This window comes from Tenacibaculum sp. TC6 (assembly GCF_050606265.1).
Taxonomy (GTDB): domain Bacteria; phylum Bacteroidota; class Bacteroidia; order Flavobacteriales; family Flavobacteriaceae; genus Polaribacter.
The window spans coordinates 1-26606 of sequence record NZ_JBOCUK010000034.1 but is presented as its reverse complement, the minus strand read 5'-3'; the positions used below and the strand labels follow the sequence as shown (position 1 = coordinate 26606).

Below are 26606 nucleotides of genomic sequence, written 5' to 3'. Positions count from 1 at the left end.
AACTACACCTTACAAGTGTACTTTTTAAAACAATGATTTGATGATTTTATTTATAGTAACTCCTTCTGCTTCTGCTTTGTAGTTCTTCACAATTCTGTGTGATAAAATAGGTACAGCAACTGCTTGAACATCTTCAATATCCGGTGAAAATTTCCCTGAAACTGCTGCATGAGCTTTAGCCGCCAAAATTAAGTTTTGCGAAGCTCGAGGTCCGGCACCCCAATCGATATATTGCTTAACGTAATCTGTAGCTTTGTCAGAATTTGGTCTTGTTTTTCCTACCAATGCAACTGCATATTCTATTACGTTATCTGCTACAGGGATTTTTCTTATTAAGTTTTGTACTTCAATAATTTCTTGTGCCGAAAAAATTGAGTTTACCGTTTGGTTTACTATTGAGGTAGTGTTTTTAACTACTTGTACTTCTTCTTCAAAAGTGGGATATTCTAAGTTGATAGAAAACATAAATCTATCTAACTGTGCCTCCGGTAACGGATACGTTCCTTCTTGTTCTATAGGGTTTTGCGTTGCTAACACAAAAAATGGCAAGTCTAATTTATAATGATGCCCGGCAACTGTAACCGACCTTTCTTGCATAGCTTCTAATAAAGCTGCTTGCGTTTTAGGTGGTGTACGGTTGATTTCATCTGCTAAAATAATGTTGGAAAAGATGGGACCTTTAATAAATTTAAAATGACGATTTTCATCTAATATTTCACTTCCTAAAATATCAGAAGGCATAAGATCTGGTGTAAACTGTATTCTTTTAAAGTTAAGCCCTAATGCACTTGAAATGGTATTAACCAACAAGGTTTTTGCTAACCCAGGAACACCGATAAGTAATGAATGCCCTCCGCAAAAAATAGATAACAACGTAAAATTAACGGCTTCTTGTTGTCCTATAATTACTTTACCTATTTCTTGTTGTAATTGCGAATACTTTGCTACCAGATTATTAACAGCTGTTACGTCAGACATTTTATAAAGGTTTTTTAGATAAAAAATCCGTTTAAAAAGCAAGTGTATTACTTACTTGTTTAAACGGACTTTTGTATGGATTCTTATTTATTTTCTTTTTTCCAATCTTTTTTAAAGCTACATTTTTTATAATCACTACCTAATTTAATATAGGTTTCGCTTATTTTTTCTTTAGACCATTTGTTTAATTCTTCTTCTTTTTTCTTTTCTAAGGCAAATTGTTGCATTCTTACATAATCTTCAACAATATCTGCTTTGTGAGTATCTGTACGATGTTTTATAAAAATAACTTTGTACATTTTTTCTCCTCCTCTTGTTTCGTCATAAAAAACATCTGATAGTTCGCCTTGTTTTAGCTCACTAATTCTTCCAAATAAATCAGGTGGCATTCTTGTTAATTCAAAAGTAGGTTCACCGGTATAAGGATTCATTAATAAACCACCGCTAAGTTTAGTATCTTTATCTTCTGAATATTTTCTTACGGCTTCTTCAAAAGTTATTTTTCCTTCTTTAATATCGGCTACAATTTTTTCAATTTCTTCTTTTGTTTCTTTTAATTTTTCATCAGAAATCTCAGGTTGAATCAAAATATGCGATACTTCACGTCCTTGCCCTCTTATTTTGTGCAATTTAATAATATGGTATCCGAAAATTGTTTTGATAGGTTCAGAAATCTGTCCTTCGTCTAATGAAAAGGCAGCTTCTTTAAACTCTTTTATAAAGTTAGTTTCTTTAGTAATAATTCCTAAATTTCCTTTGTTTTGAGCTACCGAAGGATCATCTGAATTAATAATCGCTTTTAAATCAAAACTAGCACCGTTTTCTATTTCTTTTTTTAATTGCTCTAGTTTTTTCACAACTCTTTCTTCTTCTTCTTTTGAAGCTTCAGCGTATAAAACTAATTGAGCTAATTCTACTTCTGCAGGAATTTCAGGTAACTCTCCTTTTTCTTTTAATCCGTTAAAATACAAACGTACTTCTTCCGGAGTAACATCTACATCTTTAGTTATTTTTTGCTGTTCTTTTTCTATAAGTGTATTTTCTCTTTGTACTCTTTCCAGCTCCTTTCTTAAATCTTCAATATCATTAAAACCATAAGCTTCAACAACTTTTTCTTCACTTCCGTATTCATTGGTAAAAAAGGCAATACTTCTGTTTACACGACTATCAATATCACCTTGAGAAACGGTAACGCTATCAACAACTGCGTGATGTGCCAGTAATTTTTGTTGCATTAACTCTTCTAACATTTCACAATCTGAAATGCTTATTTTTCCTTCGCTACGAAGTTCTACTTCTTTCTTGAATTTTTCTATATCAGAGTCTAAAACTATGTTTTTACCCACAACTACAGCTACTCCGTCTACTTTATTTTGTTGTGCGTGAGTAAGTAATACTGTAAAAAGAAATGTTATTAAAAGGCTAGTATTCTTTGAAATTTTTGTTTTGAATAGCATCATTTATCAGCGTTTTTTCAATCTCTCTTATTAATTCTAATTTTCGTTTATGTAAAATAATCTGCTTAATTCTATTAGTAACTTCACTTAGCGGAGCGGTTTCATTTTTTTGCAAAATATTTTTTACAGCCACCAAATATACTCCTAAACTATCTTCTTTTTGTATGAATTTTGATATTTTTAACAGATTTTCTTTAGATTCTTTAGCAAATGGAGGTATTTTTCTTTGCAAATAGTTAACGGTTACCCATGTAGAATCTTGTAATCGGTATGATTTAAAGCTTAGTAAGTACTTTTCCAGCTCTTCCCTGTCTTCTTCCTTAACCGATTTAAACCTTTTTATAATGTCTTTTTCTTCTAAATGATCTTTATCAAAATGTACATAATCAAACTGTAATAATTCTTCACTTAATTTAAAGTTATCTTTATTTTCATTGTAAAAATCAGCAACTTCTTCATCAGAAACAATGGTATCTAATTTTTGCTTGATTAATTTTTCTTTGTAATTATTAATGTACAAACTCGATTTATAATCATTTACCAATTTTTCAATTTCTAAACTGTTTATTTCAGAAATATTTTCTTCTGCCTTTATTAAAAATAATTGTTGTTTTGCCCACGTATTAATTAACCCTTTCACCACCACTGTACTATCTTGTTTTGACAAGTTTTTTGGCAGTAATTTAGCCACGTCTTTTTTATATAAGTGTTTATTATAAACGGTAGCAATAGGTTTATCTTCTTGTGTTCTTTGCTTTTTAAAGGTTATTAAATCACAAGAGGTAACAAGTAGTGTAGCAGTTAGTAAGAATGGAAAAAGTTTTTTCACTGTATTACTGGTTATATGTTTTTTTAAGTTTTTTCAATTCTTTTTCTTTAATTCTAATCACATTCTTTTTTCGTAAATCGCTTACCCAATCTTCTTCTAATTTTTGTTGGTAATCGCTTATTACTTGACCTTTTATTTCTTCTAGGTCTTTTGACTTATATTTTATTTTATGCGTATTAAAAAACTGTTTAAGTCCTAAAGTATCTTCTGCTGATTTTTTCCAAATTTTTTGTTGCATTAATTCAAACAGTAGTAAACCTTCTTTGTACTCGGTTAAGGTGTTTTTATACTCCGGCTCTCTATTAACTAAATCTTCTTTAAAGTAATCAAATAATTCTTTGTCTTTAAATTGCTCAAATATTTCAGAAATATTGGGATTGCGGTTATAAATCGCAAACTTTCTGAACGCTTCTACATTGATTCTTTTCTTATTAATTGATAATATCCAATCCGATGGTTTCATTCCCGGTAATTTATTTACCCCTTCTTTTTTTAATTCTTCGGTAACCTTCGGATTAATTTTTATTATATATTCTTTTTTCAATCTATTTAAAACTGCTTGATGTGATAATTGCAATCTATCAGACCTTTTTACCTTATTTTCTATTTCTTTCTTTTCTTCTTCAAAAGTTCCAACAGGGTAACGTTGTAACAATTTAACAATATGCCAACCGTAACGTGTTTTAAATGGTTTACTAACCTCATTTATGTTCTTTAATCCTAATACCGTATTTTCAAACTCTTCAACCATATTTCCGGTTCCAAACTTAGGCAGTTTACCCCCTAGAGCTGCAGTTCCGGTATCTTCTGAATATTTTTTAGCTATATCTTCAAAAACAGCGCCTTCTTTTATTTTCGTATATAAAGAGTCTATTTTAACTTTTCCTTTAACGGAAGTATCACGAACTAAAATATGTGCCGCTTCAAATTCTCCTTTAGATTCTCTCTTACCGGTTACCTTCATAATATGATAACCAAAACGCGTTCTAAATGGCATAGAAACTTCACCTAATTTTGTTTTGTATGCATTATCTTCAAAAGAATATACCATTTTAAATGCAGAAAAATAGCCCAAATCTCCACCGTTTATTGCTACGGAAGGATCATCTGAAATTTCTGTAGCTACTTTTTCAAAAGGTTCACCTCCTTCTACAATTCTTTTTCTTGCTTCTAATATTTTATGATAAGCTTCTAATGTATCTTTTTCATTTGCTTTTTTAGATACTTTTACCAATAAATGACTTGCTCTGATTTCATTTTTAGTTCTGTAATACGCTTGTTCAATTAATTTATCAATTGCTTTTTCATCTTGCAAATATGGGGTCATTAATTGTTTTTTATATCCATCTAACTCCCTTTGGTAAGTAGCTAACGTATCAAAACCTAAAGCATAAGCTTCATTTACTTTCAACTTATAATTAATATATAAATCGAGGTACTTATCTATATTTTTTGAATCTTCATCAACAACCAGGTTCAAATTTTTTTCATATACCCTTTTAAACTCAGAAACCGGTATTTCTTTTTTATTTATACTAAATAACTCCTGAGCTACTGTTTTTACTGTAAAACAGTTTATTAAAATAGCTATACTTAAAATTTGTTTTTTCATAAAATCTAATTTATAAAGAAATAATACCTTTTATTGCTTCTGCTTTTTTATAATAGTCTATTACTTCATCTGAACTTGCTACTGTTAAATGTATTGAAAGACTAACATATTTTCCTGTTCTTGATTTTTTAGTATCAATAACAGCCCCACCTTTATCAAATAAATCTTGAACTTCCTGTACTTGATTTCCATCAGTTGGGACTATAAATTTATATAAATATTTTGTTGGAAAGCTAGTTGTATCTTCTAATTGTGTTTTTAGTTTGCTGTAAAATGCTTCTCTATCTGTCATAATTGTTCCAATTTCCTTAGTATTAAACAAGGTATGTTTTCATTGATTAAGCACAAAATTACACTATTTATTAAATTTATAAATTGAAACTTCTATTTTTGCACGATGCAACAAAAAATAGTTCTAATTGGTGGTCCCGGTACCGGGAAGTCCTCTGTATTAAGAGAATTTATACGTAGAGGGTATGAATGTATGCCGGAAATTTCAAGAGAAGTAACTTTAAAGGCTCAAGAAGATGGTGTAGATCAATTATTTCTTGAGAAACCTTTGCTATTTAGTCAAATGCTACTTGAAGGTAGAGAGCAACAGTTTTTACACGCCACCTTATCTAAAAAAGAAGTTATTTTTTTTGACAGAGGTATTCCGGATGTTCATGCTTATATGAATTACCTTGGTACCGAATATCCTGATTTGTACATTAAAAAAAGTGCAAAATATTTATATGATAAGGTTTTTATGTTAGCTCCTTGGAAAAAAATATACAAACAAGATAATGAGCGTTACGAAACTTTTGAGCAAGCAATAGAACTTGATAAGTTTTTACGAGCAGCTTATCAGGAAATTGGTTATAAAATTATAGATGTTCCTTTTGGTACTATAGCTGAGCGTTGTGATTTTATTTTACAATCGCTATAACAACCATGACAAATACAGCTATACATATTCTCAATCAATACTGGGGACATAGCTCTTTTAGAAAACCTCAACAAGAAATTATTACTTCTGTAATTGAAGGAAAAGATACCATTGCACTGCTACCTACCGGAGGCGGAAAATCTATTTGTTTTCAAATTCCTGCATTACTCAATAAAGGAGTTTGTATTGTTATTTCTCCGTTACTTGCCCTGATACAGGATCAGGTAGATTCACTTACCCAAAAAGGTATTAAAGCCACTTCATTACCTTCAGGAAGCTCACAAGATGAACTGATTACATTGTTTGATAATATTCGTTTTGGAAATTATAAGTTTTTATACATATCTCCTGAACGATTGCAATCGAAATTTATTCAGGAAAAAATCAAACAACTCAACGTCAATTTAATTGCAGTAGATGAAGCTCATTGTATTTCTGAATGGGGTCATGATTTTCGACCCTCCTATCTATTAATTAATATTGTTAGAGAACTGCATCCTACAGTTCCTGTAATAGCGTTAACTGCCACGGCAACCCAAAAAGTTATAAAAGATATTAGTTCTTTTTTAAACTTACACTCTCCTACTCTTTTTAAACAATCTTTTGCTAGAGAAAACTTAGCTTATCAAGTATTTTATACACAAGATAAACTGTATAAGCTTACTCAAATTACCTATAAAACCCAAGCACCTATTATTGTATATGTTTCTTCAAGAAATAAAACCAAAGAAATTAGTGCTTATTTAAATGCAAACGGATTTAAAAGTGGTTTTTACCACGGAGGACTTTCTGCTATTGAAAAACAAGTTGCTTTTGATCGTTGGATGTTAGAAGAAACTCCTATTATAGTAGCTACCAATGCTTTTGGAATGGGAATCAATAAACCCAATGTACGGGTTGTTGTTCATTTAAACATACCCTCTTCTCTTGAAAATTATATGCAAGAAGCCGGAAGAGCCGGAAGAGATGGGAAAAAAGCTTTTTCTGTAATACTTAGCAATCAAAATGACATTCAAATACTCAAAGAAAATCAAGCCAAACAAATACCTTCTATAAATGAGGTTAAAATAGTGTATCAAAAACTATTTCAACATTTCCAAATAGCTAAAGGTGAGTTCATTGAAGCTCCTTTTGATTTTGATTTTTCAGCCTTTTGTCATAAATATAATTTTGTAAGTTCTAAAACACAAAACATTCTTCAGGTACTTAGTGCTAACGGTATTATTGAACTCACTAATACTTATCATCAAAAATCATCTATCCAGTTTTTAATGCACAGTAACCAGCTTATTCAGTATGGGAATAAAAACGGTAGTGATATTCAAAATCTTATTCAAACTTTGTTAAGATTGTATGGTGGTATTTTTGAGCAAGCTATTAAAATAGATGAATTTTATATTGCCAAAAAAACAGGTAATACTTCTTGGAATGTGGTTAAAAATTTAGAAATCTTAAATGAAAGAGGAATTATAACCTATACAAAAGCTTCTAAAAATGCTACGCTTTATTTTTTACACCCCAGAGAAGATGACCGCACCATAAACCCTATTTCTAAAAATATTGAACGATATTTTAACCAGAAAAAACAAAAAATTAACGACGTTATTCATTATATAACGAATAACGATATTTGTAGAAATCAACTTTTACTGACTTATTTTGATGAAAAAACTCCAAATACCTGTGGTATTTGTGATGTTTGTCTTCAAAAGAAAAAGAGCAATACGCCTGCTGTTTCTAAAATGATTTTAACCTTTTTGGAAACTAAAAAAGAAGCGTCATCTAAAGAAATATGTACCTTTCTGAATGAGAAAGAAGAAGACATTTTAATACATTTGCGAAAATTACTGGCCAATGAAGTTATTGGCCTAACTACTTACAATAAATACTTTATAAAATAATGAGAGATTTACGTATCGTTTTTATGGGAACTCCGGATTTCGCAGTAACCATTTTAAAACATTTAGTAGAAAATAATTATAACGTTGTTGGGGTTATTACTACTGTAGATAAACCTGCCGGGCGTGGTAGAAAACTTAATCAGTCTGCTGTAAAAAAATATGCGTTATCTCAAAATTTACCAATACTTCAGCCTAAAAATTTAAAAAGTGAAGAGTTTCAAACAGCATTAGAGAAATGGAATGCCAATTTACAAATAGTGGTTGCTTTCAGAATGCTTCCTAAATCAGTTTGGGCCTTACCTAAATATGGTACTTTTAATTTACATGCCTCATTACTTCCTGAGTATAGAGGTGCGGCCCCTATAAATTGGGCTATTATTAATGGTGAAACAAAAACCGGGGTAACTACCTTTTTTATTGATGATAAAATTGATACCGGTGAAATTATTTTACAAAAAGAAATTACTATTAGAGAAGATGAAACCGTAGGCGAACTTCATGATAAATTAATGTATTTAGGCGCCGAATTGGTTAATGAAACTGTTGATTTAATTGCTTTGGGTGAAGTTACCACTACCAAACAACCTGAATTAGAAGAAAAATCGGCTTACAAGTTGTTCCCTGAAAATTGTAAAATTGATTGGTCTAAATCATTAACAGACATCTATAATCATATCAGAGGATTAAACCCATATCCGGCTGCTTGGACTACCTTCTATAATAATGGTGAAGAAATTACGGCTAAATTATATAAGGTAACTAAAGAATTTACTGAACATGAAATTGGAATCGGAAAAGTAATTACAACAAAATCAGCTATAAAAGTTGCTGTTAAAGATGGTTTTCTTCATATTATAGAACTTAAACTTTCCGGTAAAAAATTAATGGATGCGAGAAGTTTATTAAATGGTTATCAGTTTTCTGAAGATGCAAAAGCGCTCTAGCCCTTTGTTTATAAGGAATTATAGTTTTAAGTTAATAAACAAGCTTGGTTATTAACAATTAAGGGGTTTTTATTAACAAAAAACCTTTTTTTTTTAGCCAAATGTTGCACAATCCCGCATTCCGTCTATATTTGTTAAGCTGTTTAGCGAAAAATATTAATTAATTTTTAAAATCCATTAAAATTATGAACAAATCAGATTTAATCGATGCTATGGCTGCTGATGCAGGAATTTCAAAAACTCAAGCAAAAGCTGCATTAGACTCATTTACTAATAGTGTTTCTAGTACTTTAAAAAAAGGAGGTAAAGTAGCATTAGTTGGATGGGGAACTTTCTCAGTATCAGAAAGAGCTGCAAGAACAGGAAGAAATCCTCAAACTGGTAAAGAAATTAAAATTGCTGCTAAAAATGTTGTTAAATTTAAGCCAGGAGCTGGTTTAAGCGACTCTGTAAACTAAGATTTTAATATCATTCACATATAAAACAGCATTTAGTTAACTAAATGCTGTTTTTTTATGCTGCTGTCACAATCTAAAAATACAGTTGTCTATAAAGTATAACACAAAATGTAATTCACATGAAAAATATAGTTACACTTTTTATCGTACTACTTTCTTCGTCACAAATTTTTGCTCAAAAAACAGTTAACGCTTCTGCTATCTTACAAGATATTAAAGAGGGAAAATCTATTGAATATTCAAATACGGTTATTGAAGGTATTTTAGATTTCACTTATATGAATGAAGCCCTACCTAAGTTACCAAAAAGAAGTAAATGGTGGAACAACGGTGGTTCAAACTCTATAGAAAAGCAAATAACCAGTAAAATTGTTTTTGAAAACTGCACATTTAAAAACGATGTTCTTGCTTACATTCCTGATGAGAAAAGCGGATATACTTTTGTTGCTAACTTTGAAAACATTGTAGTTTTTAAAAACTGCTCTTTTGAAGAAAAAGCAATGTTTAAATATTCTAACTTTGAAAAAAACACCGACTTTTCTTACGCTAAATTTAATGGAGATACTACCTTTAAGTATGCCAAATTTGATAGAGGTATTACTTTTAAAAATACTTTTTTTGAAGAGCCTGCCACTTTTAAGTATGCCGATTTTAAAGAGTTTGTAAGTTTTGAGAATTCTATTTTTGATGAAAGTGCTACTTTTAAATATACTGAGTTTAATAAAGGCGTATCATTTAACAATGTGAAATTTAAAGAAGATTTAAATATTAAATACACTAAAGTTTCTGGTGAATTTGACATTACAGGAATGGAAGTAGCTTTTGATATTGACTCAAAATACACAAGTATTAATGGAAAAAGTTTTAATAAACATCTATTAAAAAACAGATAATTTCCCTTAATCGAGCACCATAAAAAAGCCGCTATTAAGCGGCTTTTTACTCTTCATCATTTTTATTATTTTTTATCTTTTTACTTCCTTCGTACAATTCATATTTAACAAATCGACAGTCAAGATCTCCGTTTTTTATTGGCAGTCTTTTAGAAGTTCTAAGCCCTACATGTTTTAATGCTTGAATGTCTGACGTTATTAACCATGCTGTTGAATCCGGGTAATTATGCTTAAGAGTATCTCCTATTTTTCCATAAAATTCTTCAACATCAATATTCAATCGCTCACCATAAGGAGGATTAAATAAAATGGTTGTTTTACCAAACACTTCTTTTTTAGAATTAAAAAAGTTCACATGGTGTACACCTATAAATTCCTCTAAATTAGCATTAATTATGTTTTGTTGTGCTTTTTTAACTGCTGATGGCGCTTTATCAAATCCCATAATTTTAAAATGGGAACTTCGGATTTTTTTAAGCAATGAATCCTGAATTACAAAATATAAATCTTCATCATAATCTTTCCAGTTTTCAAAAGCAAAATGCTTTCTGTTTATATTCGCCGGAATTTCATTGGCTATCATTGCTGCTTCAATTAAAATAGTTCCGGAACCACACATAGGGTCTATAAAATTTTCTTCTCCTTTATACCCCGATAGCAATACCAATCCGGCAGCTAACACTTCATTTATAGGTGCTATGTTGGTAGCGCTTCTGTATCCCCTTTTATGTAAAGAATCTCCGGAAGAATCTAATGAAATGGTTAACCATTCATTATGAATATGAATATGAACTTTTAAATCCGGATATTTTAAATCTACATCAGGACGCTTTTTAAATTTGTGCGTAAAATAATCAGCAATAGCATCTTTAGACTTCAGACTTATATAATGAGAGTTAGACGTAAAGTTTTTTGAGTTAACAACTGCGCCAATAGCAAAAGTTCCGTCAACTTCTAAATAACGTTCCCATTTAATACGCTGAATTGCTTCGTATAAATCTTCTTCATCAAAAACTTTACTCTTTTTTATGGGTTTTAAGATTCTAATAGCTGTACGCAACGCTATATTGGCTTTATACATAAAACCTTTATCACCTTTAAAAGTTACATTTCTTACACCTTCTGTTACTTCTCTAGCTCCCAGTTTACGTAGCTCATCTGCTAATACACCTTCTAAACCTGCTATGGTAACAGCAGTCATCTTAAAGTCTTTCTCCATGAATATCTATAATTTCATTGCAAAAATAGGGTTAATTTTATGCAGTTGTGAATTTTTGTTGTTCTAACTTAAAAAATGTAAGATTTCATTATTTTTGCTGACTCTTAATTTATTATGAATACAAAGCAAGATTGGTTTACTTCATGGTTTAATACACCATACTATCATATTTTATACAAACATAGAAATGATTCTGATGCACAATTCTTTATGCGCAATATTACGTCGTTTCTAGAACTTCCTAAAAACAGTTTTATTGCTGATGTACCATGCGGTAAAGGAAGACATTCTGTATATTTAAATTCTTTAGGTTTTAATGTTAGGGGTGGCGATTTAAGCACTAATAGCATTGAACATGCCAAACAATTTGAAAATGAGACCTTACATTTTGAGGTATGGGATATGCGAAAACCCATTGAGAATAAATATGATGCTATTTTTAATCTTTTTACCAGTTTTGGTTATTTTGAAGATGATAATGATGATATTCTTGTTTTAAAAAACTTTAAAGCCGGATTAAAATCTGACGGAGTTCTGGTTTTAGATTTTTTAAACGTAGAAAAGGTTAAAACTAATTTAATACATCAAGAAAATAAAATTATTGACGGGATTAACTTTGATTTAAAAAAAGAAATTAAAAACGGATTTATTTTAAAGCAAATCTCTTTCCATACTGATCATAAAGATCATGTATATACTGAACGTGTTAAATTATTAACCTTAGAAAAAATGAGGTACTATTTTGACTGTGCCGGGTTAAAAATTAAACATATCTTTGGAAATTATGCATTGCAAAATTATCATCCTCAAACTTCTGATAGATTAATTATAGTTGCTGAATGAGTTCTATTTTATTAATAACCTCCGTATTATTAGGTTCTTTAATTGTTTTACTATTAAAACCGAACAACAAGTTTATTAGCCTGCTTTTGGCTTTTAGTGGCTCATATTTACTATCGGTTACTATCTTACACTTGGTTCCTGAGGTTTATACACATACTCAAAATAATAAGCTTATAGGAATTCTTATCCTCATAGGAATTCTTATTCAATCTGTATTAGAATCTTTTTCTAAAGGTGCAGAACACGGACACATACATATACATTCTGATAAAAATAAATTTCCTTGGTTATTATTTATCAGTTTAAGCATTCATGCTTTTACAGAAGGACTTCCTATACATGATCATAGTGATCATCAACAGAATTTGCTTTGGGCTATTTTTATTCATAAAATACCTATTGCTGTTATATTAACTACTTTTTTAGTAAAAGCCAGTTATTCTAAAAAAACAATTATTCTTTTTTTAGGCTGCTTTGCTCTTATGAGTCCGCTAGGTATATTTATTTCTGAAAGAGTAGCTATTATACACCAATATCATGCTGAAATTACAGCTTTAACTATTGGTATTTTCTTACACATATCTACCATCATTTTATTTGAAAGTTCAGAAAATCATAAATTCAACCTTCAAAAATTTACGGCTATCTTATTAGGTATTTTACTGACTATTTTTACTTTGTAGTTGTTTTTAGCTTTTCTTTAGTTTTGAGTGAAAATAATTATTCTTCTTCCCTATGCACCAACTCCATTGAAAAGGCAGGTAAGCATATAGCTAAGTATTCGCAAGGTTCCATAAATGGATTGGCATATTGAACGCGAACATTTTTCTCTATTTTAATGGATTCTCCTGCTTCCAACACTACAACCTCTCCATCAATAGTAAATTGTTTTTTTCCTTTGATGATATAGGTGTATTCCTCAAATTCCGGAGTTTGAAATGGTTCACTCCAACCCGGAGGAGCTATCATATGAGCAATGCTTATTGCTGAATTTTGATCAGTTGCATTACCAAAATGTTCTTCTATTAATTTACCATCTGTAGTTGGAACTACAAAAGGATTTCTTTGAATCGTGTATTTTTTACTCATATAAAAACATAAAAGTCGAAACAGTTGTTTCGACTTTTAATACTTTTTAGTTAAACCAAATAGTTAGTGATTTTATCTTAGCCAAATCAGGAATTTGTTCTATACTCACTTTTTGAGTACTGAATTCTTTTAATCCTAAATCTTCTTTATCAATAGCTATTGTTGCATTTAAATCATCAATAAACAAGGTAGCTGATGAAAATGACGTTTCTACTTTACTTATTTTATTATTGGCATTAATTTCCTGAAAAGAAGAATTAATGTTTAATCCTGATTTAGTTTGAAATCTTTCATCAAAAATTTCTATGCTTTTAATAGTAGAAGTAGAATCTAATTGTTCTTTAGGAATAATGGTTAATAAATGCTTTCCCTTTTTTTCATAAATGTAATACTTATCATCATCCTGAAATAGATTATCTCCCTTTGCTCCTTCACTTAAAACTTTTACTACCGAATCATTTGCAAAAATTTGCTCAATTTCTTTCACTGTAGTTTTTGTAGTTAGATTTCCTACTTTGCCTTTTGATATTTCAAATTTGTTGTTACTACATTGTATAAAAGCTAATGAAACCAATACTGCTGCTAATATTTTATATAGTTTTATCATGTAAATTGTTTTTGTTATAACGTTTTCTTATTTTATAAAATTATGTTTCTACATTACTTTTTTTAGAATCCCAAATACACTTCGTATAAATGTTGCACTAGTTAATACTTTTACAACCGGGTTCATTCTGGTAGTTCTTCGTGTTGTTGAAGAACTTCTTCTACTTGTTTTTTCTTCTTGTTCTTCTTCTTTTAATTTTTCTTTATTTATACGGTCAATTTTTTCGTTCAATAATTCATAAGCACTTTCTCTGTCAATTGTTTTGTTATATTTTGAAATAAGTTTAGAGTTATCCAGTACCTCTTTAATTTCTTTCTCCGTTAATACATCCATTCTACTCATAGGTGCACGTAGCATGGTTCTGGCTAATGGTGTTGGAATTCCTTTTTCATTTAATACTGATACCAAGGCCTCTCCTATTCCTAATTGAGTTAGTACTACTTCAGTATCATAGTATTCTGAATCCGGATAATTTTCAGAAGCCAACTTTAACGCTTTTCTATCTTTAGCTGTAAAAGCTCTTAAAGCGTGCTGTATCTTCATTCCTAATTGCGCCAGTACATCTTCCGGTACATCTTTAGGGTTTTGCGTTACAAAATACAACCCTATGCCTTTAGAACGGATTAGCTTAACAATACTTTCTATTTGATTTAAAAGTGCTTTTGAAGCCTCTTCAAATACTAAATGTGCTTCATCTATAAAAATTATCAATTCAGGACGACCGCTATCTCCCTGCTCCGGAAATGTTTCATACACCTCAGCTAACAACTGTAACATGAATGTTGAAAACAATTTAGGTTTATCTTGAATATCTGTTAATCTTAATACAGAAATAACTCCTCTTCCGTTTTCATCTACACGAGTTAAATCATCAACTTCAAAAGATTTTTCTCCAAAAAACAAATCACCTCCTTGCTGTTCTATTTCTACAACTTTTCGTAAAATAGCTCCTGTACTCGATGAAGAAATTCTACCATATTGTTCTTGAATTTCGTCTTTTCCTTCATTCGTAACGTATTGTAAAATCTTTTTAAAATCTTTTAAATCTAACAGAGGAAGTTGATTGTCATCACAATATTTAAAAATAATAGCTACAATACCCGCTTGCGTTTCAGTTAATTCTAAAATTCTGGACAGTAACACAGGACCAAATTCTGAAACTGTGGCCCTCAATCTAACTCCATCTTGTTCAGATAGCGTTAAAATTTCTATTGGAAATTTTTTAGCCTCATAAGGAATCCCTATTTTTTCATGACGCTCATCAATTTTAGGATGTCCTTCACTGGCTTGTGCTAAACCACTTAAATCTCCTTTTACATCCATTAATAATACAGGAATTCCTTTTTCAGACATATTTTCAGCTAATACCTGTAAGGTTTTGGTTTTTCCTGTACCTGTAGCACCGGCTATTAACCCATGTCTATTTAAAGTTTTTAAAGGAACTGTAACCAAAGCATTTGTGATGGTTTCTTCTCCTAACATTCCGGCTCCCAACGTAATAAAGTCTCCTTTACACTTGTATCCGTCGTTAATATGATTAAAAAAAGCTTCTTTATTACTCATACTGATTTTTGAAGTTCATTGATAAAAAACACGTAAAAATAGCAAAAAACATTTATTAATTTTGAATGTTACCTATCTTTGCAGTCTTATGTTGAAAAAAGAGATACAAGAGCTGATTGATAAAGGTGAAATGCTTCCGTTAATGGAAGAGTTTTACACCATACAAGGAGAAGGAGCCCATACAGGAACTGCGGCCTATTTTATTCGTATTGGAGGTTGTGATGTAGGATGCCACTGGTGTGATGTTAAAGAAAGTTGGGATGCCAATTTACACCCTCCTACTAAAACCGATTTAATTATTGAAAATGCTAAAAAATATGCAGAAACTGTAGTTATTACTGGTGGAGAGCCTTTAATGTGGCGTTTAGATTATATAACAACAAAACTACAACAAAACCATATCAAAACCCATATCGAAACTTCCGGAGCTTATGATTTTTCCGGTGTTTGGGATTGGTTTTGTTTGTCTCCTAAAAAAACGAAGCTTCCGTTAGAAAGAGCCTATAAAGAAGCTGACGAATTAAAAATGATTATTCATAACAAAAATGATTTTCAGTTTGCAGAAGAACAGGCAGAAAAGGTAGGTAAGAATTGTAAACTTTTTTTACAACCCGAATGGAGTAAAAAAGAAAAAATGACTCCTTTAATTATTGACTATGTTATGGAACATCCTAAATGGAGAATTTCATTACAAACCCACAAGTATTTGAATATTCCTTAGAAATATAAGAAAAAAGATTAAGAACCTCCTTGAATAAAACTTTCAAGGAGGTTTCTTTTTTTTATTCCTTTACTAATTCAAAACTTCTTTTCACAAGCTAAAATGCCTCGTTTACTCAATACAAATTTCCTTCTAAAAAAATAGTCTTTAGGTTTGATACAAATCAATAAAACAAAAAAATATGAAAAACAATTTTACGCTATCAATTAAAGACCCTTGCTCTGAAAATTATCAAAACTTTGCTCCTACAAAAAAAGGTGGTTTCTGTGGTTCCTGTAAAAAAGAAGTGATTGATTTTACCAAAATGAGTTCAGAGGAAATCAATGTTTTTTTTACAAGTAATCGTACAACAAAAACATGTGGTCGGTTCAACAGCCATCAATTAAAAACGTACACCAATCATTCTTTGAAAAGAAAAAGTTTTCATTTTTTAGGAGGTTTAGGCGTAGCTTTTATCTCTTTATGCTTACCCAATACGTTACAGGCACAAAAAGCAAAACCGATAACTGAAGCATCAGTTACTAATTTAAACTTTCAAAAAGAAGCAAAACTTAAAGGAAAAGTTTCTGATGAATCCGGTCCTTTGCCGGGAGTTTCTATTTTATTAGAAGGTTCAACCATAGGGACAGAAACCGATTTTGATGGAAATTTTGAGTTTCCTGAACAAGTAAAAGAAGGAGATGTACTTATTTTCAGTTTTATTGGTATGAAAACAGAAAAAATTACTATTGCTAAAAATCAGAAATATGTTTTGCTCTCTATGAAAAGTGATTTTATATTGGGAGAGATTGTTATTACTGGGGAAGTTACTATGAAAAAAACGTTTACATCAAAAAGAAAAAAATCAACTCTCTAAAAAATTCAACTTGCTATGAAAAAGTTCCTCTTCATTGTTTGCTTTGCTTATTTTTTAAAAGCAACCGCCCAAATTTCTGATTTTAAAAACATCAACTTTACCAAAGCTGATAATATAGCAAAGCTACATGAAGGTGAATCTTTAAAAAATTTAGCGCTTTTAACTCATAAACTAACCTCTAATTTATCTACTGATATTGAAAAATTCAGAGCTATTTATACTTGGGTTTGCACTAATATTACGGGTAATTATGAGCTTTCTCAAAAAATTATTACTAAAAGTAAAAAGTTAAAGAACAATCCTAAAAAGTTTCAAAAATGGCATACTTCAATAGCACCAAAGGTTTTTAAAAAATTGCAACATCAAAAGAGTACGATGTGTACAGGATATGCTTATTTAATTAAAGAACTTGCTTACATTGCTAATATTGAATGTAAAATTATTAACGGATATGGTAGAACATTATCTTCAAACATTAATACATTTGACCTTCCTAATCATTCATGGAATGCTGTTAAGTTAAATAATAAATGGTATTTATGCGACGCTACTTGGTCTAGTGGTTATATAAATGACGAGTATACTTTTGTTTTTGAATACAATGACGGGTATTTTTTAACAACGCCTTCTTTCTTTGCTAAAAATCACTACCCTACTGATAAGGAATGGTTATTAAATAATCAACAGACCAAACAAAATTTCATCAAGGGTCCTTTGCTTTATAATGAAGCTTTTAAACATTCCGTTTTTCCTATTTCTCCATCAAAAATGGAAATAGAAGTTTTTACGAATGAACCTGTTTCTTTTAAACTTGAATCGGTAACTCAAACAGATATTGAAATGATTCTGAAAATAGATAATGGAATTTATGTTAAATCTGTTCAACTTAAAAACATCAATCCTAAAAAAGATGGAGTAATAATCTATAAGTATTCTTTTAAGAAAAAAGGCCATTACGATGTTCATCTACAACTTTCAAATGATATAATTGCTACTTATGTTTTTACGGTTAAAGAACCTAAAGAATAAGGTATCGTAAAAGTTATTACGCTCGCTTTTATCTATATTTGTTTATCTATCTAAAACAATATTATGAAAAAAATAGTAGCGTCAATTTTTACTATTACCATTCTTTTAATTTCTTGTAAACAGGAAAAAAAAGAAGAAACAGTAAGCCTTCCTCAAGAAAACACTTCATTTAATGATTTATTAAAAGAATACAATGAAGGAAAACTTTTACTAAATCCTTTAAATGCAACTTTTGCTGGAGACAATAGATTTAATGATCAGTTCCCTAATTTTTTATCTGATGAATATCAACAAAAAGTAAACGATTTTTATACTTCTTATAAAAGTAAACTGCAAAACTTTAATGATACTGACTTAACTGAAAGTCAGCAAATGAGTAAAGCCGTATTAAACTGGGATTGTGATATGGCTTTAGCTCAAGCCAGTTTTAAAAATGATGTTTTACTTCCTATCAATCAAATGTGGACTGTTAATTTAACTGTAGGACAATTAGCTAGTGGTAGTAGTGCCCAACCTTTTAAAACAGTAAAAGATTATGATAACTGGTTACAACGTTTACAACAATACAATGTTTGGTTAGTAGCAGCAGAAAAAAGAATGAAAGAAGGTATAGAAAAAGGGTATGTATTACCTACTTCTTTAATTAAAAAAGTAATTCCTCAATTTGAAGGATTAAGTACGCTTAAAAAAAATAAAGAAGGTATTATTGATTTATCTGAGCACTTATTTTATTCTCCTGTAAATACCTTACCGGATAACTTTTCAGATGAAGACAAAAAAAGAATTACTGAAGAATATACAGCCTTTCTTAGTAAAACCTTAATTCCTTCCTTCAAATCATTATACAATTTCTTACAAACCGATTATTTAAATGCCGGTAGAAAGGATAGTGGAATTGATGGAGTTCCGCAAGGAAAAGAATACTATCAGCACTCCATTAAAAACTATACAACCACGAACATGACTGCTGACCAAATTCATGAATTAGGGTTACAGGAAGTTGCCAGAATTTTAGCTGAAATGGAAAACGTTAAAGAGCAAGTTGGTTTTAAAGGCACTATTAAAGAGTTCTTTGATTTTGTTAGAACTAATAAAGCGTTAATGCCTTATACAGAACCTCAACAAATTATTGATAACTTTAATGCTATTCACAACAAAATGAAACCGCAATTAGAAAAGTTATTTGGTAATAAACCTAAAACACCATTTGTAGTAAAACAAACGGAAAAATTTAGAGAGGCCTCTGCCAGTGCTGAATACAATCCGGGATCTTTAGACGGTACTCGTCCAGGTGTTTTTTATACTCCCATACCTGATGCTACTCAGTATAATGTATTTTCTGATGAAGCTTTGTTTTTACATGAAGCTATTCCCGGACATCATTATCAAATTTCTTTAACTCAAGAAAATCAAAATTTACCGGATTTTAGAAAAACATTATGGTATAGCGCTTACGGTGAAGGTTGGGCCTTATATACAGAGAGTTTAGGTAAAGAATTAGGTTTATATACAGACCCTTACCAATATTTTGGTATGTTGGGTATGGAAATGCACAGAGCTATTCGTTTAGTTGTTGATACCGGTATGCATGCTAAAGGATGGAGTAGAGAAAAAGCTATTCAGTATTCTTTAGACAATGAAGCTGAATCTGAAGCCAGTATTATTTCAGAAATTGAGCGCTATATGGCAAACCCCGGACAAGCTTTATCTTATAAAATAGGGCAATTAAAAATTCGTGAATTACGTGCTAAAGCTGAAAAAGCATTAGGAGATAAATTTGACATTAAAGAGTTTCACAATCAAGTATTAGAAACCGGTTGTATTCCTCTTGCTTTACTTGAAAATAAAATTGATGCATGGATTAGTAAAAACACACAAGAGTAAAAACCCCTTTTTTATATCAGGAATAATCGTTTTACAATAACATTTTTTATCCCTAGAAAAATACGTTAGCTCATATATACTTTTGGCTCATCAAAAAATTTAAAACCAAACGTAATGAGAAAAAACTTACTTATTTTTTTAGGGATTATTTGTTTCACTAATTTAGTAAACGCACAAAATGTAGTTATTCCGGATGCTAATTTTAAAAATGCGTTATTAACAGGTCCTAACTCAGGAATAGACACCAATAATGATGGTGAAATTCAAATCTCAGAAGCACAAGCCTATACCGATCCTATAGATGTATCTAATAAAAATATCAGTGATTTAACCGGTATTGAAGCTTTTACCAATATTGCCATACTTGCCTGTAGCGGAAATAACTTAACAGCGTTAAACCTTAGTCAAAACACTAAGTTAGAAAGGTTATTTTGTATGTATAACCAAATTCAAAACTTATACCTACAACATAATAGCAGTTTGTATTTATTATATTGTTATAACAACAACTTAAAAAGATTAAACGTAGCCAACGGAAACAACAGTAATATGACTATTTTTAATGCCATAAACAATCCTAATTTAAGATGTATTCAAATAGATAGTGGCTTTACTCCCCCTAGTTCTTGGAATAAAGATAGTACTGCTTCTTATAATCGCCGCTGTTTATATACAGTTGACGCCGCTGATCCTGAAAAAACGGTTTTCGATCCTGTTATGGGAGGTTTAAGACTTTCAAATGAGGTAAATGTATATCCTAACCCTACCACTGATATTGTAAAAGTTAAAAATATTAATGACAACTTCAAAAAAATTGAAGTTTATGATTTAGGAGGAAACAAAACACTTGAAACCACATCTGAATCAATGAATTTATCTACACTTCCAAAAGGAATTTATACCTTAAAAGTAATTTATGCTCACGACAGAGTACAGTACAAAAGAATTATAAAACGCTAACTCAAATTAGGTTGAAGACAATTAAAGTCCGAGGTAATCACTCCTCGGATTTTTTATTTACATTCGTTTTAAAAAATTATTTTATTACAAATTATGATGAATTCGGAGGAATCAAAATTAACTTCAGCAACACAGACATCTCCAAGAGTTTTAGCTCAAGAACAATTAGAAGCTTATAATAAAAGAGAGATCGATGCTTTTTTAAAACCTTATGCAAAAGATGTAAAAGTATATACGTTTCCTAATAAATTAGAGTATGAAGGTATTGAAAGAATGCGCGAACTATATACCTTAAAATTTGAAACAACAAAAGATTTACACTGTAAAATTATTAGTAGAATTGTAAAAGGTAATGTAGTGATTGATGAAGAACAGGTTACAGCTAATGGTACTACATTTCAAGCTGTTGCCATATATGAAATAACCGATAAAAAAATAAGTACCGTTAGGTTTGTAAGATAACTTTACAAACCTAACTTTTTATTAAAATACTCTTTTAACATATAAATTTGTATAAATACCATTAAGGTAGAAAAGAAACACACATACAATACTGTATCTGATATTTTAATTCCTTCTAAAAAAGGAGTTATGTCAAATCTAGAAGCAAAATCAAAATTAAACTCCGGCATTTTTAACCATTCTACAGGTTTTTCCTTTGATACCAAAAACATACATACTCCTAATATACCAGCTAAAACAAACCATACTTTTTTTGATATTAAAGGTGTTGAATCATACACCGTTGTTTTTTCAACCTGTGTTATCGTTTGCATTATAGTCGCTGTAAAATCAACAGAAGGCTTCTCCTCTTCAATTTCACGGATGTATTTTTTAGCAAAAACATCTAACTCATCAGGGTTTTTATTTTCTTCCATAATGATTAATTAATTCAGGTTCTACTCTTTTTTCAATTATTGTCAACAATCTCTTTCTAGCTCTATGCAACTTAACTTTTACATTAGCTTCAGTTAGTTCGGTTATGGCTACAATTTCTTTTAAGCTTAGTTCTTCATAATAAAAAAACCAAAGAATTGAACGTTCATCTTCCGGTAATTCATACATACATTTATCAATAATCTTGGCTCTTTCTTTTTGCTCAATTAAATCTAAAACACTCTCTGTTTCTTTTATTTTATATATAGTAACTTCATCAATAGCATCAATAGTATACTTCTCCGCTATTTTTTTCAAGCTATCTAAACAGGTTCTATATGTTATTTTATATAACCAGGTAGAAAATTTAGCTTCTCCTTTAAATTTTTCAAGATTTTTAAATGCTTTAATAAATGTATCTTGAGAAATCTCTTCTGCTTCCTCTCTATTTTTAACCATTTTCAATGCCAAAGTAAATACCATGTTTTTATACCTGTTTACTAAAAAGGCAAAAGCATTGGTATCACCTGCTAAGGTTTTATTTATATATGTTTGGTCGTTAATAATAGTCATTGTTTCCTTTTGACTATAGGTTTGCAAAAAAGGTTACAGTATTTTTTAAAAAAAATCTACTTTTTTTTGTAACCTTTTTTCAAAGGCTAATGTCATACCTGCAAACACATTAAAATTAATCATTTAAAATTATATTTATGGAAGTTTCAATTGTATTTATGTTTTTGTTTGCTGTTATATTCGGAATCTTTTATTTATTCTATTCAACCAGAAACAAAGAGCGTTTAGCTTTAATTGAAAAAGGTGTAGATGCTAAAATTTTTATGCAAGGAGAAAAAAGAAAATCTACTCTTACCGGAAGAGTTATCATATTAAATCTTTCATTGTTATTAATGGGTATAGGTTTAGGCGTATTTATAGCTTTATTACTTACCACTTATACTCGTTTAGAAGAAGAGGCAATTTATCCGGCTATGATTTTTATTACAGGAGGTTTAGGCCTTTTTGCAGGGTTTCATTTAACAAAAAAGTTAGAGGACGAATAAGTATTCAACAATTTATTGTTATCTGTTAAAGAGAATAAGGAGTGCACTTATTCTCTTTTCTATTTTGTAAATTAGTAACTTAATTTTTTTATCATGAAAAAACTTTTGGTACTATTTTTAGCCTTTTCAACCTCACTAATAGCACAAACAGACCCTAGAATATATACTATAATTAATGCAACTTCAGCTTCCAGAATTAAATCTGACATTACTACATTAGCAAATTTTGGAACCAGACATACATTAAGTGATACACTTTCAAATACTCGTGGTATTGGGGCTGCCCGAAGATGGATTAAAACTGAGTTTGATAAAATTTCAAAAAACTGTAATGGTTGCCTTCAGGTTTTTTATCAAAAAAATCTGGTTACAAAAGGAACCAATGCAAGAATCCCTAAAGATGTTTGGGTGGTTAATGTAGTGGCCATTCAAAAAGGAACAAAAAACCCTAATAACTATATTGTTATGAGTGGAGATATAGATTCAAGAATTTCAGATCCTAATAATTTTACAGATGATGCCCCCGGTGCTAATGATAATGCTTCCGGAATGGCCGGAACAATAGAAGCCGCAAGAGTATTAAGCCAATACAAATTTAATAACAGTATTATATATGTTGGTCTTTCCGGTGAAGAGCAAGGGTTGTTTGGCGGAAAAGGCTTAGCAGATTATGCAAAAGACCAGCAATGGAGTATTATGGGGGTTATTAATAATGATATGATTGGAAATATAAAAGGAGTTGATGGTGTTATTGATAATAGAACGTTTAGAATTTTTTCTGAGCCTACGTCTCCAACAGAAACAGAACGTCAACGTACAGCTCGTCGTTTTTACGGAGGCGAAGTTGATGGTATATCTCGCCAATTAGCCCGCTATGTCTATAAAACAACGCAAACTTATATGCCGGAAATGAACCCGAAAATGATTTACCGATTAGACCGATTTGGTCGCGGAGGTCACCATCGTCCGTTTAATGATGTTGGATTTGCCGGTATCCGAATTATGGAAGCTCATGAAAATTATACTCAGCAGCATCAAGATATTCGTACAGAAAACGGTATTGAATATGGAGACAGGCTTAGCTTTGTAAATTTTGAATACGCTCAAAAACTTACCGCGGTAAATGCAATTAATTTAGCTAGTCTTGCTGCAGCACCCGCTGCTCCTGAAGAAGTGGCTATTGGAGGGATTGTTGAAGCCTCTGCTAAATTCAAATGGAAAAAAGTACCCCATGCTAAAGGATACAAAATTTATTGGAGGGAAACTACTTCACCCACATGGGATTATAGTAGATATGTAGGAGATGTTTCTGAGTTTACTTTACAAAGTATTGTAATTGACAATTATTTTTTCGGAATAGCTGCTGTTGGTGAAGATGGTCATGAAAGTTTAGTAACTTTCCCTTCTAAAATTATACGCTAATTCATGGATAATAAACCTCATCTATATTTTAAAACAGATAATGAGTGGCGAGATTGGTTATTCGAAAATCATCTTAAAAGTGATGGTATACATCTAATTTTATATAAAGTTGAATCTGACAAACCCAGTATGCGTTGGGAAGAAGCAGTAAAAGTTGCTTTATGTTTTGGTTGGATTGATAGTACGGTAAAAAGTTTAGGCAATGGTAAAAGACGACAATATTTTTGTCCGAGAAAACCTAAAAGTATTTGGAGTGCTTTAAACAAACGATATATTGAAGAGTTAATTGCAAATGATTTAATGCACCCTTCAGGAATTACTTCTGTTGAAATTGCTAAAGAAAATGGCTCTTGGACTGTTTTAGAAGATGTTGATAATTTAATTATTCCTGAAGACCTGCAATTGGAGTTTGATAAAAACCCTACTGCTTTTAATAACTATCAAAATTTTGCCCCATCATATCGTAAAAGTTATTTATACTGGTTAAAACAAGCAAAAAGAGACGCTACCAGACTAAAACGAATTGATGAAATTATTCAACTTTGTTTTGCTAATAAAAAGCAACGATAATTTCAAACCTACACATTTATATTTTTTACATGTTTACGTACAGTTTTGTATAAAAGCACGTACAAACATGCAAATTTTGCAAAAACTATACAAAAAAGTAAGTCAGTGACTTACCAAAAGTAAGTCGTTGACTTACTCAGTTTTGTTTTTATGGTATTATATTTGAAATCAAATAATTAAAAACAAAAATTATGAAAAGAATAAAAAAAATTTTACTACAATTGCTAGGACTAACAATTGTAGTATTAAGCTTACATGGTTGCCAAGATGAAGAAGAGATTGTTTCTGAGAAAAATAAAACAGATTATTCCATTACTAAAATCTCATTAACCCAATTAACAAAGGAAATACCAGAGAATTCAACTCAAAAAAACAAGCTTATTGAATTATTCACTCCTAAGAAAAATTCAGTTTACTCAACGGTATCTCCTGTATTAGAAAAACAAAATAAGTATATACTTAATAAAAAAGACATTATTAAAATTACCAGAAACAACATAATTACCTATACAATTCAAGTAGTACCCCAGCAAAAAAGCCTTAGTTTTTTAAATTTGGTTATTTATTTTAATGAAAAAGGCACTTTGACAGGTAGTAAACTTTTAGAATACACCCCAGACCTACAATGGTTTAATGATACTTCTCAACCATTTATAGGAAGTATTAAAATAGTACATGATAATTTTGAAAACTTAGAAGAAATTTTACAAACGGGTAGTTTAACATCTCGCTGTCCGGCACAAATTTACGGAAATTGGGTGTGTAGTAATGGTAACCCACATGCTCCGGGAACTGTGGGTTGCGTAGCTACGAGTTATACCTATGAATATACTATTGCAGAAGACCCTACCTGTAGCGGAGGTGGCGGAGGAGTTGATGGTACCGGAGGTTCAGGAACTACAGACCCTCTTGATGGCTTGGGAGGAAGCACCACAGGAGACGGAAGTTTTAATCCGGATGGTGGTGGAAGCACCACCCCTAACCCATCGGGGGTTGAAAGTGTTACAACCTTAGCAGAATTGTTAAATTTAACTACAGAAGAAGAGGCATGGTTAAACAACCCGTTACATAAAACTCAAAAAAATTTATTAGTTGAATTTTTAGTAAACAATAAAACTTCTGAAGAGGCTAAAAAATTTGCTCGCAAAGCTATTAGAGTATACATGGAAAACCCAAATGCCGAAATTGATTTTGATGATAAAATTATAAATAACTTAACCGGTAAAGCTAAATGTGTATATGATAAATTAACAAAATCAAGTACAGGTTTTAAAAATATGATACAAAAATTTGATGGTGATTTTCCTGTGAGTCATTTAAAGTTTGTTTTAGAAGATTTAGAAACTTCAAGAGGGCAAACGTGGGCTCCTGATAATTACACAAATACAAGCTCTCCTGATTATGTGATTACCATAGCTTTGAACAACAATTCTACTTCTCAGGGAGTTGATTATAGACCTAACTTAATGACTGCCAAAACCATTGCTCATGAAGTAATTCATGCTGAAATGTATAGAAAGCTCTTATCTGTAATTGATAATGGAGGAACTATTTCCGGAGTTACAAGACAAGATATTTTAAATGCTTTAAATGGAAACTTTCCCGGGATGTATGATTACTATAGACGTCATAAAAACTGGCAACATCAACAAATGGCGACTCACTATAGGGAAACCATTGCCGATATTTTACAAGAATTTGATAATAACCAAAATTCACGTCAATTATATCTGGATATAGCATGGGAAGGGTTAATTTATGAAAGAAGTAGTAATGCTATCTCTATTTGGGTTGACTTAGCACAAACAGAAAAAGATAGAATAAAAAATACTATAAAAAATTATATCGAAACTAATAAAAATCAAAACTGTCAATAATGAAAAATATTATCTTTTTAATTAGTTGTTTA

28 protein-coding genes are annotated in these 26606 nt (G+C 30.7%); 17 read left to right on the top strand and 11 right to left on the bottom strand.

Going from position 1 to position 26606, the window contains the following annotated elements; translation table 11 throughout:
• Positions 1-24: 24 nt before the first annotated feature.
• The 5 genes from ACQY1Q_RS14695 to ACQY1Q_RS14675 all read right to left on the bottom strand — a co-directional run bounded on the left by ACQY1Q_RS14695 (position 25) and on the right by ACQY1Q_RS14675 (position 5168).
• The gene (locus tag ACQY1Q_RS14695; protein ID WP_431006080.1) at positions 25-978 is read right to left on the bottom strand and encodes an AAA family ATPase; all 954 of its coding nucleotides are present in this window, start codon (positions 976-978) and stop codon (positions 25-27) included.
• Positions 979-1061: 83 nt separating this feature from the next.
• The gene (locus ACQY1Q_RS14690; protein ID WP_431006079.1) at positions 1062-2438 is read right to left on the bottom strand and encodes a peptidylprolyl isomerase; all 1377 of its coding nucleotides are present in this window, start codon (positions 2436-2438) and stop codon (positions 1062-1064) included.
• Positions 2401-3264 carry a hypothetical protein gene (locus tag ACQY1Q_RS14685; protein WP_431006078.1) on the bottom strand — a complete coding sequence of 288 codons (864 nt, stop codon included), beginning with the start codon at positions 3262-3264 and terminating at the stop codon, positions 2401-2403. Before ACQY1Q_RS14685 ends, ACQY1Q_RS14690 begins: the two co-directional genes overlap by 38 nt.
• 4 nt (positions 3265-3268) lie before the next feature.
• The gene (locus ACQY1Q_RS14680; protein WP_431006077.1) at positions 3269-4876 is read right to left on the bottom strand and encodes a peptidylprolyl isomerase; all 1608 of its coding nucleotides are present in this window, start codon (positions 4874-4876) and stop codon (positions 3269-3271) included.
• Positions 4877-4886: 10 nt separating this feature from the next.
• On the bottom strand, positions 4887-5168 hold the full coding sequence (locus tag ACQY1Q_RS14675; protein WP_431006076.1) for a DUF493 family protein: 282 nt from the start codon (positions 5166-5168) through the stop codon (positions 4887-4889).
• Between the two features lie 105 nt (positions 5169-5273).
• On the opposite strand from ACQY1Q_RS14675, the gene ACQY1Q_RS14670 reads away from it, so the two are divergent.
• The 5 genes from ACQY1Q_RS14670 (at position 5274) to ACQY1Q_RS14650 (ending at position 10000) form a co-directional block, all read left to right on the top strand.
• Positions 5274-5804 carry an AAA family ATPase gene (locus ACQY1Q_RS14670; protein ID WP_431006075.1) on the top strand — a complete coding sequence of 177 codons (531 nt, stop codon included), beginning with the start codon at positions 5274-5276 and terminating at the stop codon, positions 5802-5804.
• A gap of 5 nt (positions 5805-5809) precedes the next feature.
• Positions 5810-7705: a RecQ family ATP-dependent DNA helicase gene (locus ACQY1Q_RS14665; protein ID WP_431006074.1), complete on the top strand. Its 1896-nt coding sequence runs from the start codon at positions 5810-5812 to the stop codon at positions 7703-7705.
• A complete protein-coding gene (fmt, locus tag ACQY1Q_RS14660) occupies positions 7705-8649 on the top strand; it encodes a methionyl-tRNA formyltransferase (RefSeq protein ID WP_431006073.1) in 945 nt (314 codons plus the stop codon). The genes ACQY1Q_RS14665 and fmt overlap by 1 nt, the downstream gene beginning before the upstream one ends.
• Before the next feature lie 185 nt (positions 8650-8834).
• Positions 8835-9107 (top strand): HU family DNA-binding protein, encoded by a 273-nt coding sequence (locus ACQY1Q_RS14655; RefSeq protein WP_431006072.1) that lies wholly within the window; start codon positions 8835-8837, stop codon positions 9105-9107.
• A gap of 119 nt (positions 9108-9226) precedes the next feature.
• Entirely contained in the window at positions 9227-10000 is a 774-nt protein-coding gene (locus ACQY1Q_RS14650; RefSeq protein ID WP_431006071.1) for a pentapeptide repeat-containing protein, read from the top strand.
• A 46-nt stretch (positions 10001-10046) separates the two neighbouring features.
• On the opposite strand, the gene ACQY1Q_RS14645 is transcribed toward ACQY1Q_RS14650, so the two are convergent.
• On the bottom strand, positions 10047-11219 hold the full coding sequence (locus ACQY1Q_RS14645) for a THUMP domain-containing class I SAM-dependent RNA methyltransferase (RefSeq protein ID WP_431006070.1): 1173 nt from the start codon (positions 11217-11219) through the stop codon (positions 10047-10049).
• 114 nt (positions 11220-11333) lie between these two features.
• Here ACQY1Q_RS14645 and ACQY1Q_RS14640 point away from each other — a divergent pair, with 114 nt between their 5' ends.
• Positions 11334-12062, top strand: a complete 729-nt coding sequence (locus ACQY1Q_RS14640; RefSeq protein WP_431006069.1) for a class I SAM-dependent methyltransferase — start codon at positions 11334-11336, stop codon at positions 12060-12062.
• Positions 12059-12745: a ZIP family metal transporter gene (locus ACQY1Q_RS14635; RefSeq protein ID WP_431006068.1), complete on the top strand. Its 687-nt coding sequence runs from the start codon at positions 12059-12061 to the stop codon at positions 12743-12745. Before ACQY1Q_RS14640 ends, ACQY1Q_RS14635 begins: the two co-directional genes overlap by 4 nt.
• Positions 12746-12782: 37 nt before the next feature.
• Here ACQY1Q_RS14635 and ACQY1Q_RS14630 read toward each other — a convergent pair whose 3' ends face one another.
• The 3 genes from ACQY1Q_RS14630 to ACQY1Q_RS14620 are packed head-to-tail and all read right to left on the bottom strand — an operon-like array spanning position 12783 to position 15321.
• Positions 12783-13151: a cupin domain-containing protein gene (locus ACQY1Q_RS14630; RefSeq protein WP_431006067.1), complete on the bottom strand. Its 369-nt coding sequence runs from the start codon at positions 13149-13151 to the stop codon at positions 12783-12785.
• A gap of 46 nt (positions 13152-13197) precedes the next feature.
• Entirely contained in the window at positions 13198-13758 is a 561-nt protein-coding gene (locus ACQY1Q_RS14625; protein ID WP_431006066.1) for a hypothetical protein, read from the bottom strand.
• A 48-nt stretch (positions 13759-13806) separates the two neighbouring features.
• The gene (locus ACQY1Q_RS14620; RefSeq protein ID WP_431006065.1) at positions 13807-15321 is read right to left on the bottom strand and encodes a helicase HerA-like domain-containing protein; all 1515 of its coding nucleotides are present in this window, start codon (positions 15319-15321) and stop codon (positions 13807-13809) included.
• Between the two features lie 88 nt (positions 15322-15409).
• On the opposite strand from ACQY1Q_RS14620, the gene ACQY1Q_RS14615 reads away from it, so the two are divergent.
• The 6 genes from ACQY1Q_RS14615 to ACQY1Q_RS14590 all read left to right on the top strand — a co-directional run bounded on the left by ACQY1Q_RS14615 (position 15410) and on the right by ACQY1Q_RS14590 (position 21233).
• Complete coding sequence (locus tag ACQY1Q_RS14615; protein ID WP_431006064.1) at positions 15410-16042, top strand: 7-carboxy-7-deazaguanine synthase QueE; 633 nt, start codon at positions 15410-15412, stop codon at positions 16040-16042.
• A 181-nt stretch (positions 16043-16223) separates the two neighbouring features.
• Positions 16224-16898 (top strand): carboxypeptidase-like regulatory domain-containing protein, encoded by a 675-nt coding sequence (locus ACQY1Q_RS14610; protein WP_431006063.1) that lies wholly within the window; start codon positions 16224-16226, stop codon positions 16896-16898.
• A gap of 15 nt (positions 16899-16913) precedes the next feature.
• Positions 16914-17927: a transglutaminase domain-containing protein gene (locus ACQY1Q_RS14605; RefSeq protein WP_431006062.1), complete on the top strand. Its 1014-nt coding sequence runs from the start codon at positions 16914-16916 to the stop codon at positions 17925-17927.
• A 63-nt stretch (positions 17928-17990) separates the two neighbouring features.
• Positions 17991-19811 carry a DUF885 domain-containing protein gene (locus ACQY1Q_RS14600; RefSeq protein ID WP_431006061.1) on the top strand — a complete coding sequence of 607 codons (1821 nt, stop codon included), beginning with the start codon at positions 17991-17993 and terminating at the stop codon, positions 19809-19811.
• A gap of 114 nt (positions 19812-19925) precedes the next feature.
• On the top strand, positions 19926-20771 hold the full coding sequence (locus ACQY1Q_RS14595; RefSeq protein WP_431006060.1) for a T9SS type A sorting domain-containing protein: 846 nt from the start codon (positions 19926-19928) through the stop codon (positions 20769-20771).
• 93 nt (positions 20772-20864) lie between these two features.
• Positions 20865-21233, top strand: coding sequence for a nuclear transport factor 2 family protein (locus ACQY1Q_RS14590; protein WP_431006059.1), 369 nt, complete (start codon positions 20865-20867; stop codon positions 21231-21233).
• Between the two features lie 2 nt (positions 21234-21235).
• Here ACQY1Q_RS14590 and ACQY1Q_RS14585 read toward each other — a convergent pair whose 3' ends face one another.
• Positions 21236-21649 carry a hypothetical protein gene (locus tag ACQY1Q_RS14585; RefSeq protein ID WP_431006058.1) on the bottom strand — a complete coding sequence of 138 codons (414 nt, stop codon included), beginning with the start codon at positions 21647-21649 and terminating at the stop codon, positions 21236-21238.
• Positions 21636-22220: an RNA polymerase sigma factor gene (locus ACQY1Q_RS14580; protein ID WP_431006057.1), complete on the bottom strand. Its 585-nt coding sequence runs from the start codon at positions 22218-22220 to the stop codon at positions 21636-21638. Before ACQY1Q_RS14580 ends, ACQY1Q_RS14585 begins: the two co-directional genes overlap by 14 nt.
• Positions 22221-22357: 137 nt before the next feature.
• On the opposite strand from ACQY1Q_RS14580, the gene ACQY1Q_RS14575 reads away from it, so the two are divergent.
• From ACQY1Q_RS14575 to ACQY1Q_RS14560, 4 genes are all read left to right on the top strand, one after another.
• Positions 22358-22705, top strand: coding sequence for a DUF6249 domain-containing protein (locus ACQY1Q_RS14575; RefSeq protein WP_431006056.1), 348 nt, complete (start codon positions 22358-22360; stop codon positions 22703-22705).
• A 93-nt stretch (positions 22706-22798) separates the two neighbouring features.
• The gene (locus tag ACQY1Q_RS14570) at positions 22799-24127 is read left to right on the top strand and encodes a M28 family peptidase (RefSeq protein WP_431006055.1); all 1329 of its coding nucleotides are present in this window, start codon (positions 22799-22801) and stop codon (positions 24125-24127) included.
• Between the two features lie 3 nt (positions 24128-24130).
• On the top strand, positions 24131-24697 hold the full coding sequence (locus ACQY1Q_RS14565) for a YdeI/OmpD-associated family protein (RefSeq protein ID WP_431006054.1): 567 nt from the start codon (positions 24131-24133) through the stop codon (positions 24695-24697).
• A 191-nt stretch (positions 24698-24888) separates the two neighbouring features.
• Positions 24889-26574, top strand: coding sequence for a hypothetical protein (locus ACQY1Q_RS14560; protein ID WP_431006053.1), 1686 nt, complete (start codon positions 24889-24891; stop codon positions 26572-26574).
• Positions 26575-26606 lie beyond the last annotated feature (32 nt).

Bases quoted from the DNA above. Each gene is read 5' to 3' on its own strand.
- fmt (WP_431006073.1), top strand. From the start codon at position 7,705: ATGAGAGATTTACGTATCGTTTTTATGGGAACTCCGGATTTCGCAGTA.
- ACQY1Q_RS14590 (WP_431006059.1), top strand. From the start codon at position 20,865: ATGATGAATTCGGAGGAATCAAAATTAACTTCAGCAACACAGACATCT.
- ACQY1Q_RS14650 (WP_431006071.1), top strand. From the start codon at position 9,227: ATGAAAAATATAGTTACACTTTTTATCGTACTACTTTCTTCGTCACAA.
- ACQY1Q_RS14635 (WP_431006068.1), top strand. From the start codon at position 12,059: ATGAGTTCTATTTTATTAATAACCTCCGTATTATTAGGTTCTTTAATT.
- ACQY1Q_RS14670 (WP_431006075.1), top strand. From the start codon at position 5,274: ATGCAACAAAAAATAGTTCTAATTGGTGGTCCCGGTACCGGGAAGTCC.
- ACQY1Q_RS14580 (WP_431006057.1), bottom strand. From the start codon at position 22,220: ATGACTATTATTAACGACCAAACATATATAAATAAAACCTTAGCAGGT.
- ACQY1Q_RS14605 (WP_431006062.1), top strand. From the start codon at position 16,914: ATGAAAAAGTTCCTCTTCATTGTTTGCTTTGCTTATTTTTTAAAAGCA.
- ACQY1Q_RS14625 (WP_431006066.1), bottom strand. From the start codon at position 13,758: ATGATAAAACTATATAAAATATTAGCAGCAGTATTGGTTTCATTAGCT.
- ACQY1Q_RS14620 (WP_431006065.1), bottom strand. From the start codon at position 15,321: ATGAGTAATAAAGAAGCTTTTTTTAATCATATTAACGACGGATACAAG.
- ACQY1Q_RS14585 (WP_431006058.1), bottom strand. From the start codon at position 21,649: ATGGAAGAAAATAAAAACCCTGATGAGTTAGATGTTTTTGCTAAAAAA.
- ACQY1Q_RS14655 (WP_431006072.1), top strand. From the start codon at position 8,835: ATGAACAAATCAGATTTAATCGATGCTATGGCTGCTGATGCAGGAATT.
- ACQY1Q_RS14665 (WP_431006074.1), top strand. From the start codon at position 5,810: ATGACAAATACAGCTATACATATTCTCAATCAATACTGGGGACATAGC.
- ACQY1Q_RS14675 (WP_431006076.1), bottom strand. From the start codon at position 5,168: ATGACAGATAGAGAAGCATTTTACAGCAAACTAAAAACACAATTAGAA.
- ACQY1Q_RS14690 (WP_431006079.1), bottom strand. From the start codon at position 2,438: ATGATGCTATTCAAAACAAAAATTTCAAAGAATACTAGCCTTTTAATA.
- ACQY1Q_RS14630 (WP_431006067.1), bottom strand. From the start codon at position 13,151: ATGAGTAAAAAATACACGATTCAAAGAAATCCTTTTGTAGTTCCAACT.
- ACQY1Q_RS14695 (WP_431006080.1), bottom strand. From the start codon at position 978: ATGTCTGACGTAACAGCTGTTAATAATCTGGTAGCAAAGTATTCGCAA.
- ACQY1Q_RS14600 (WP_431006061.1), top strand. From the start codon at position 17,991: ATGAAAAAAATAGTAGCGTCAATTTTTACTATTACCATTCTTTTAATT.
- ACQY1Q_RS14610 (WP_431006063.1), top strand. From the start codon at position 16,224: ATGAAAAACAATTTTACGCTATCAATTAAAGACCCTTGCTCTGAAAAT.
- ACQY1Q_RS14575 (WP_431006056.1), top strand. From the start codon at position 22,358: ATGGAAGTTTCAATTGTATTTATGTTTTTGTTTGCTGTTATATTCGGA.
- ACQY1Q_RS14640 (WP_431006069.1), top strand. From the start codon at position 11,334: ATGAATACAAAGCAAGATTGGTTTACTTCATGGTTTAATACACCATAC.
- ACQY1Q_RS14615 (WP_431006064.1), top strand. From the start codon at position 15,410: ATGTTGAAAAAAGAGATACAAGAGCTGATTGATAAAGGTGAAATGCTT.
- ACQY1Q_RS14570 (WP_431006055.1), top strand. From the start codon at position 22,799: ATGAAAAAACTTTTGGTACTATTTTTAGCCTTTTCAACCTCACTAATA.
- ACQY1Q_RS14680 (WP_431006077.1), bottom strand. From the start codon at position 4,876: ATGAAAAAACAAATTTTAAGTATAGCTATTTTAATAAACTGTTTTACA.
- ACQY1Q_RS14595 (WP_431006060.1), top strand. From the start codon at position 19,926: ATGAGAAAAAACTTACTTATTTTTTTAGGGATTATTTGTTTCACTAAT.
- ACQY1Q_RS14645 (WP_431006070.1), bottom strand. From the start codon at position 11,219: ATGGAGAAAGACTTTAAGATGACTGCTGTTACCATAGCAGGTTTAGAA.
- ACQY1Q_RS14560 (WP_431006053.1), top strand. From the start codon at position 24,889: ATGAAAAGAATAAAAAAAATTTTACTACAATTGCTAGGACTAACAATT.
- ACQY1Q_RS14565 (WP_431006054.1), top strand. From the start codon at position 24,131: ATGGATAATAAACCTCATCTATATTTTAAAACAGATAATGAGTGGCGA.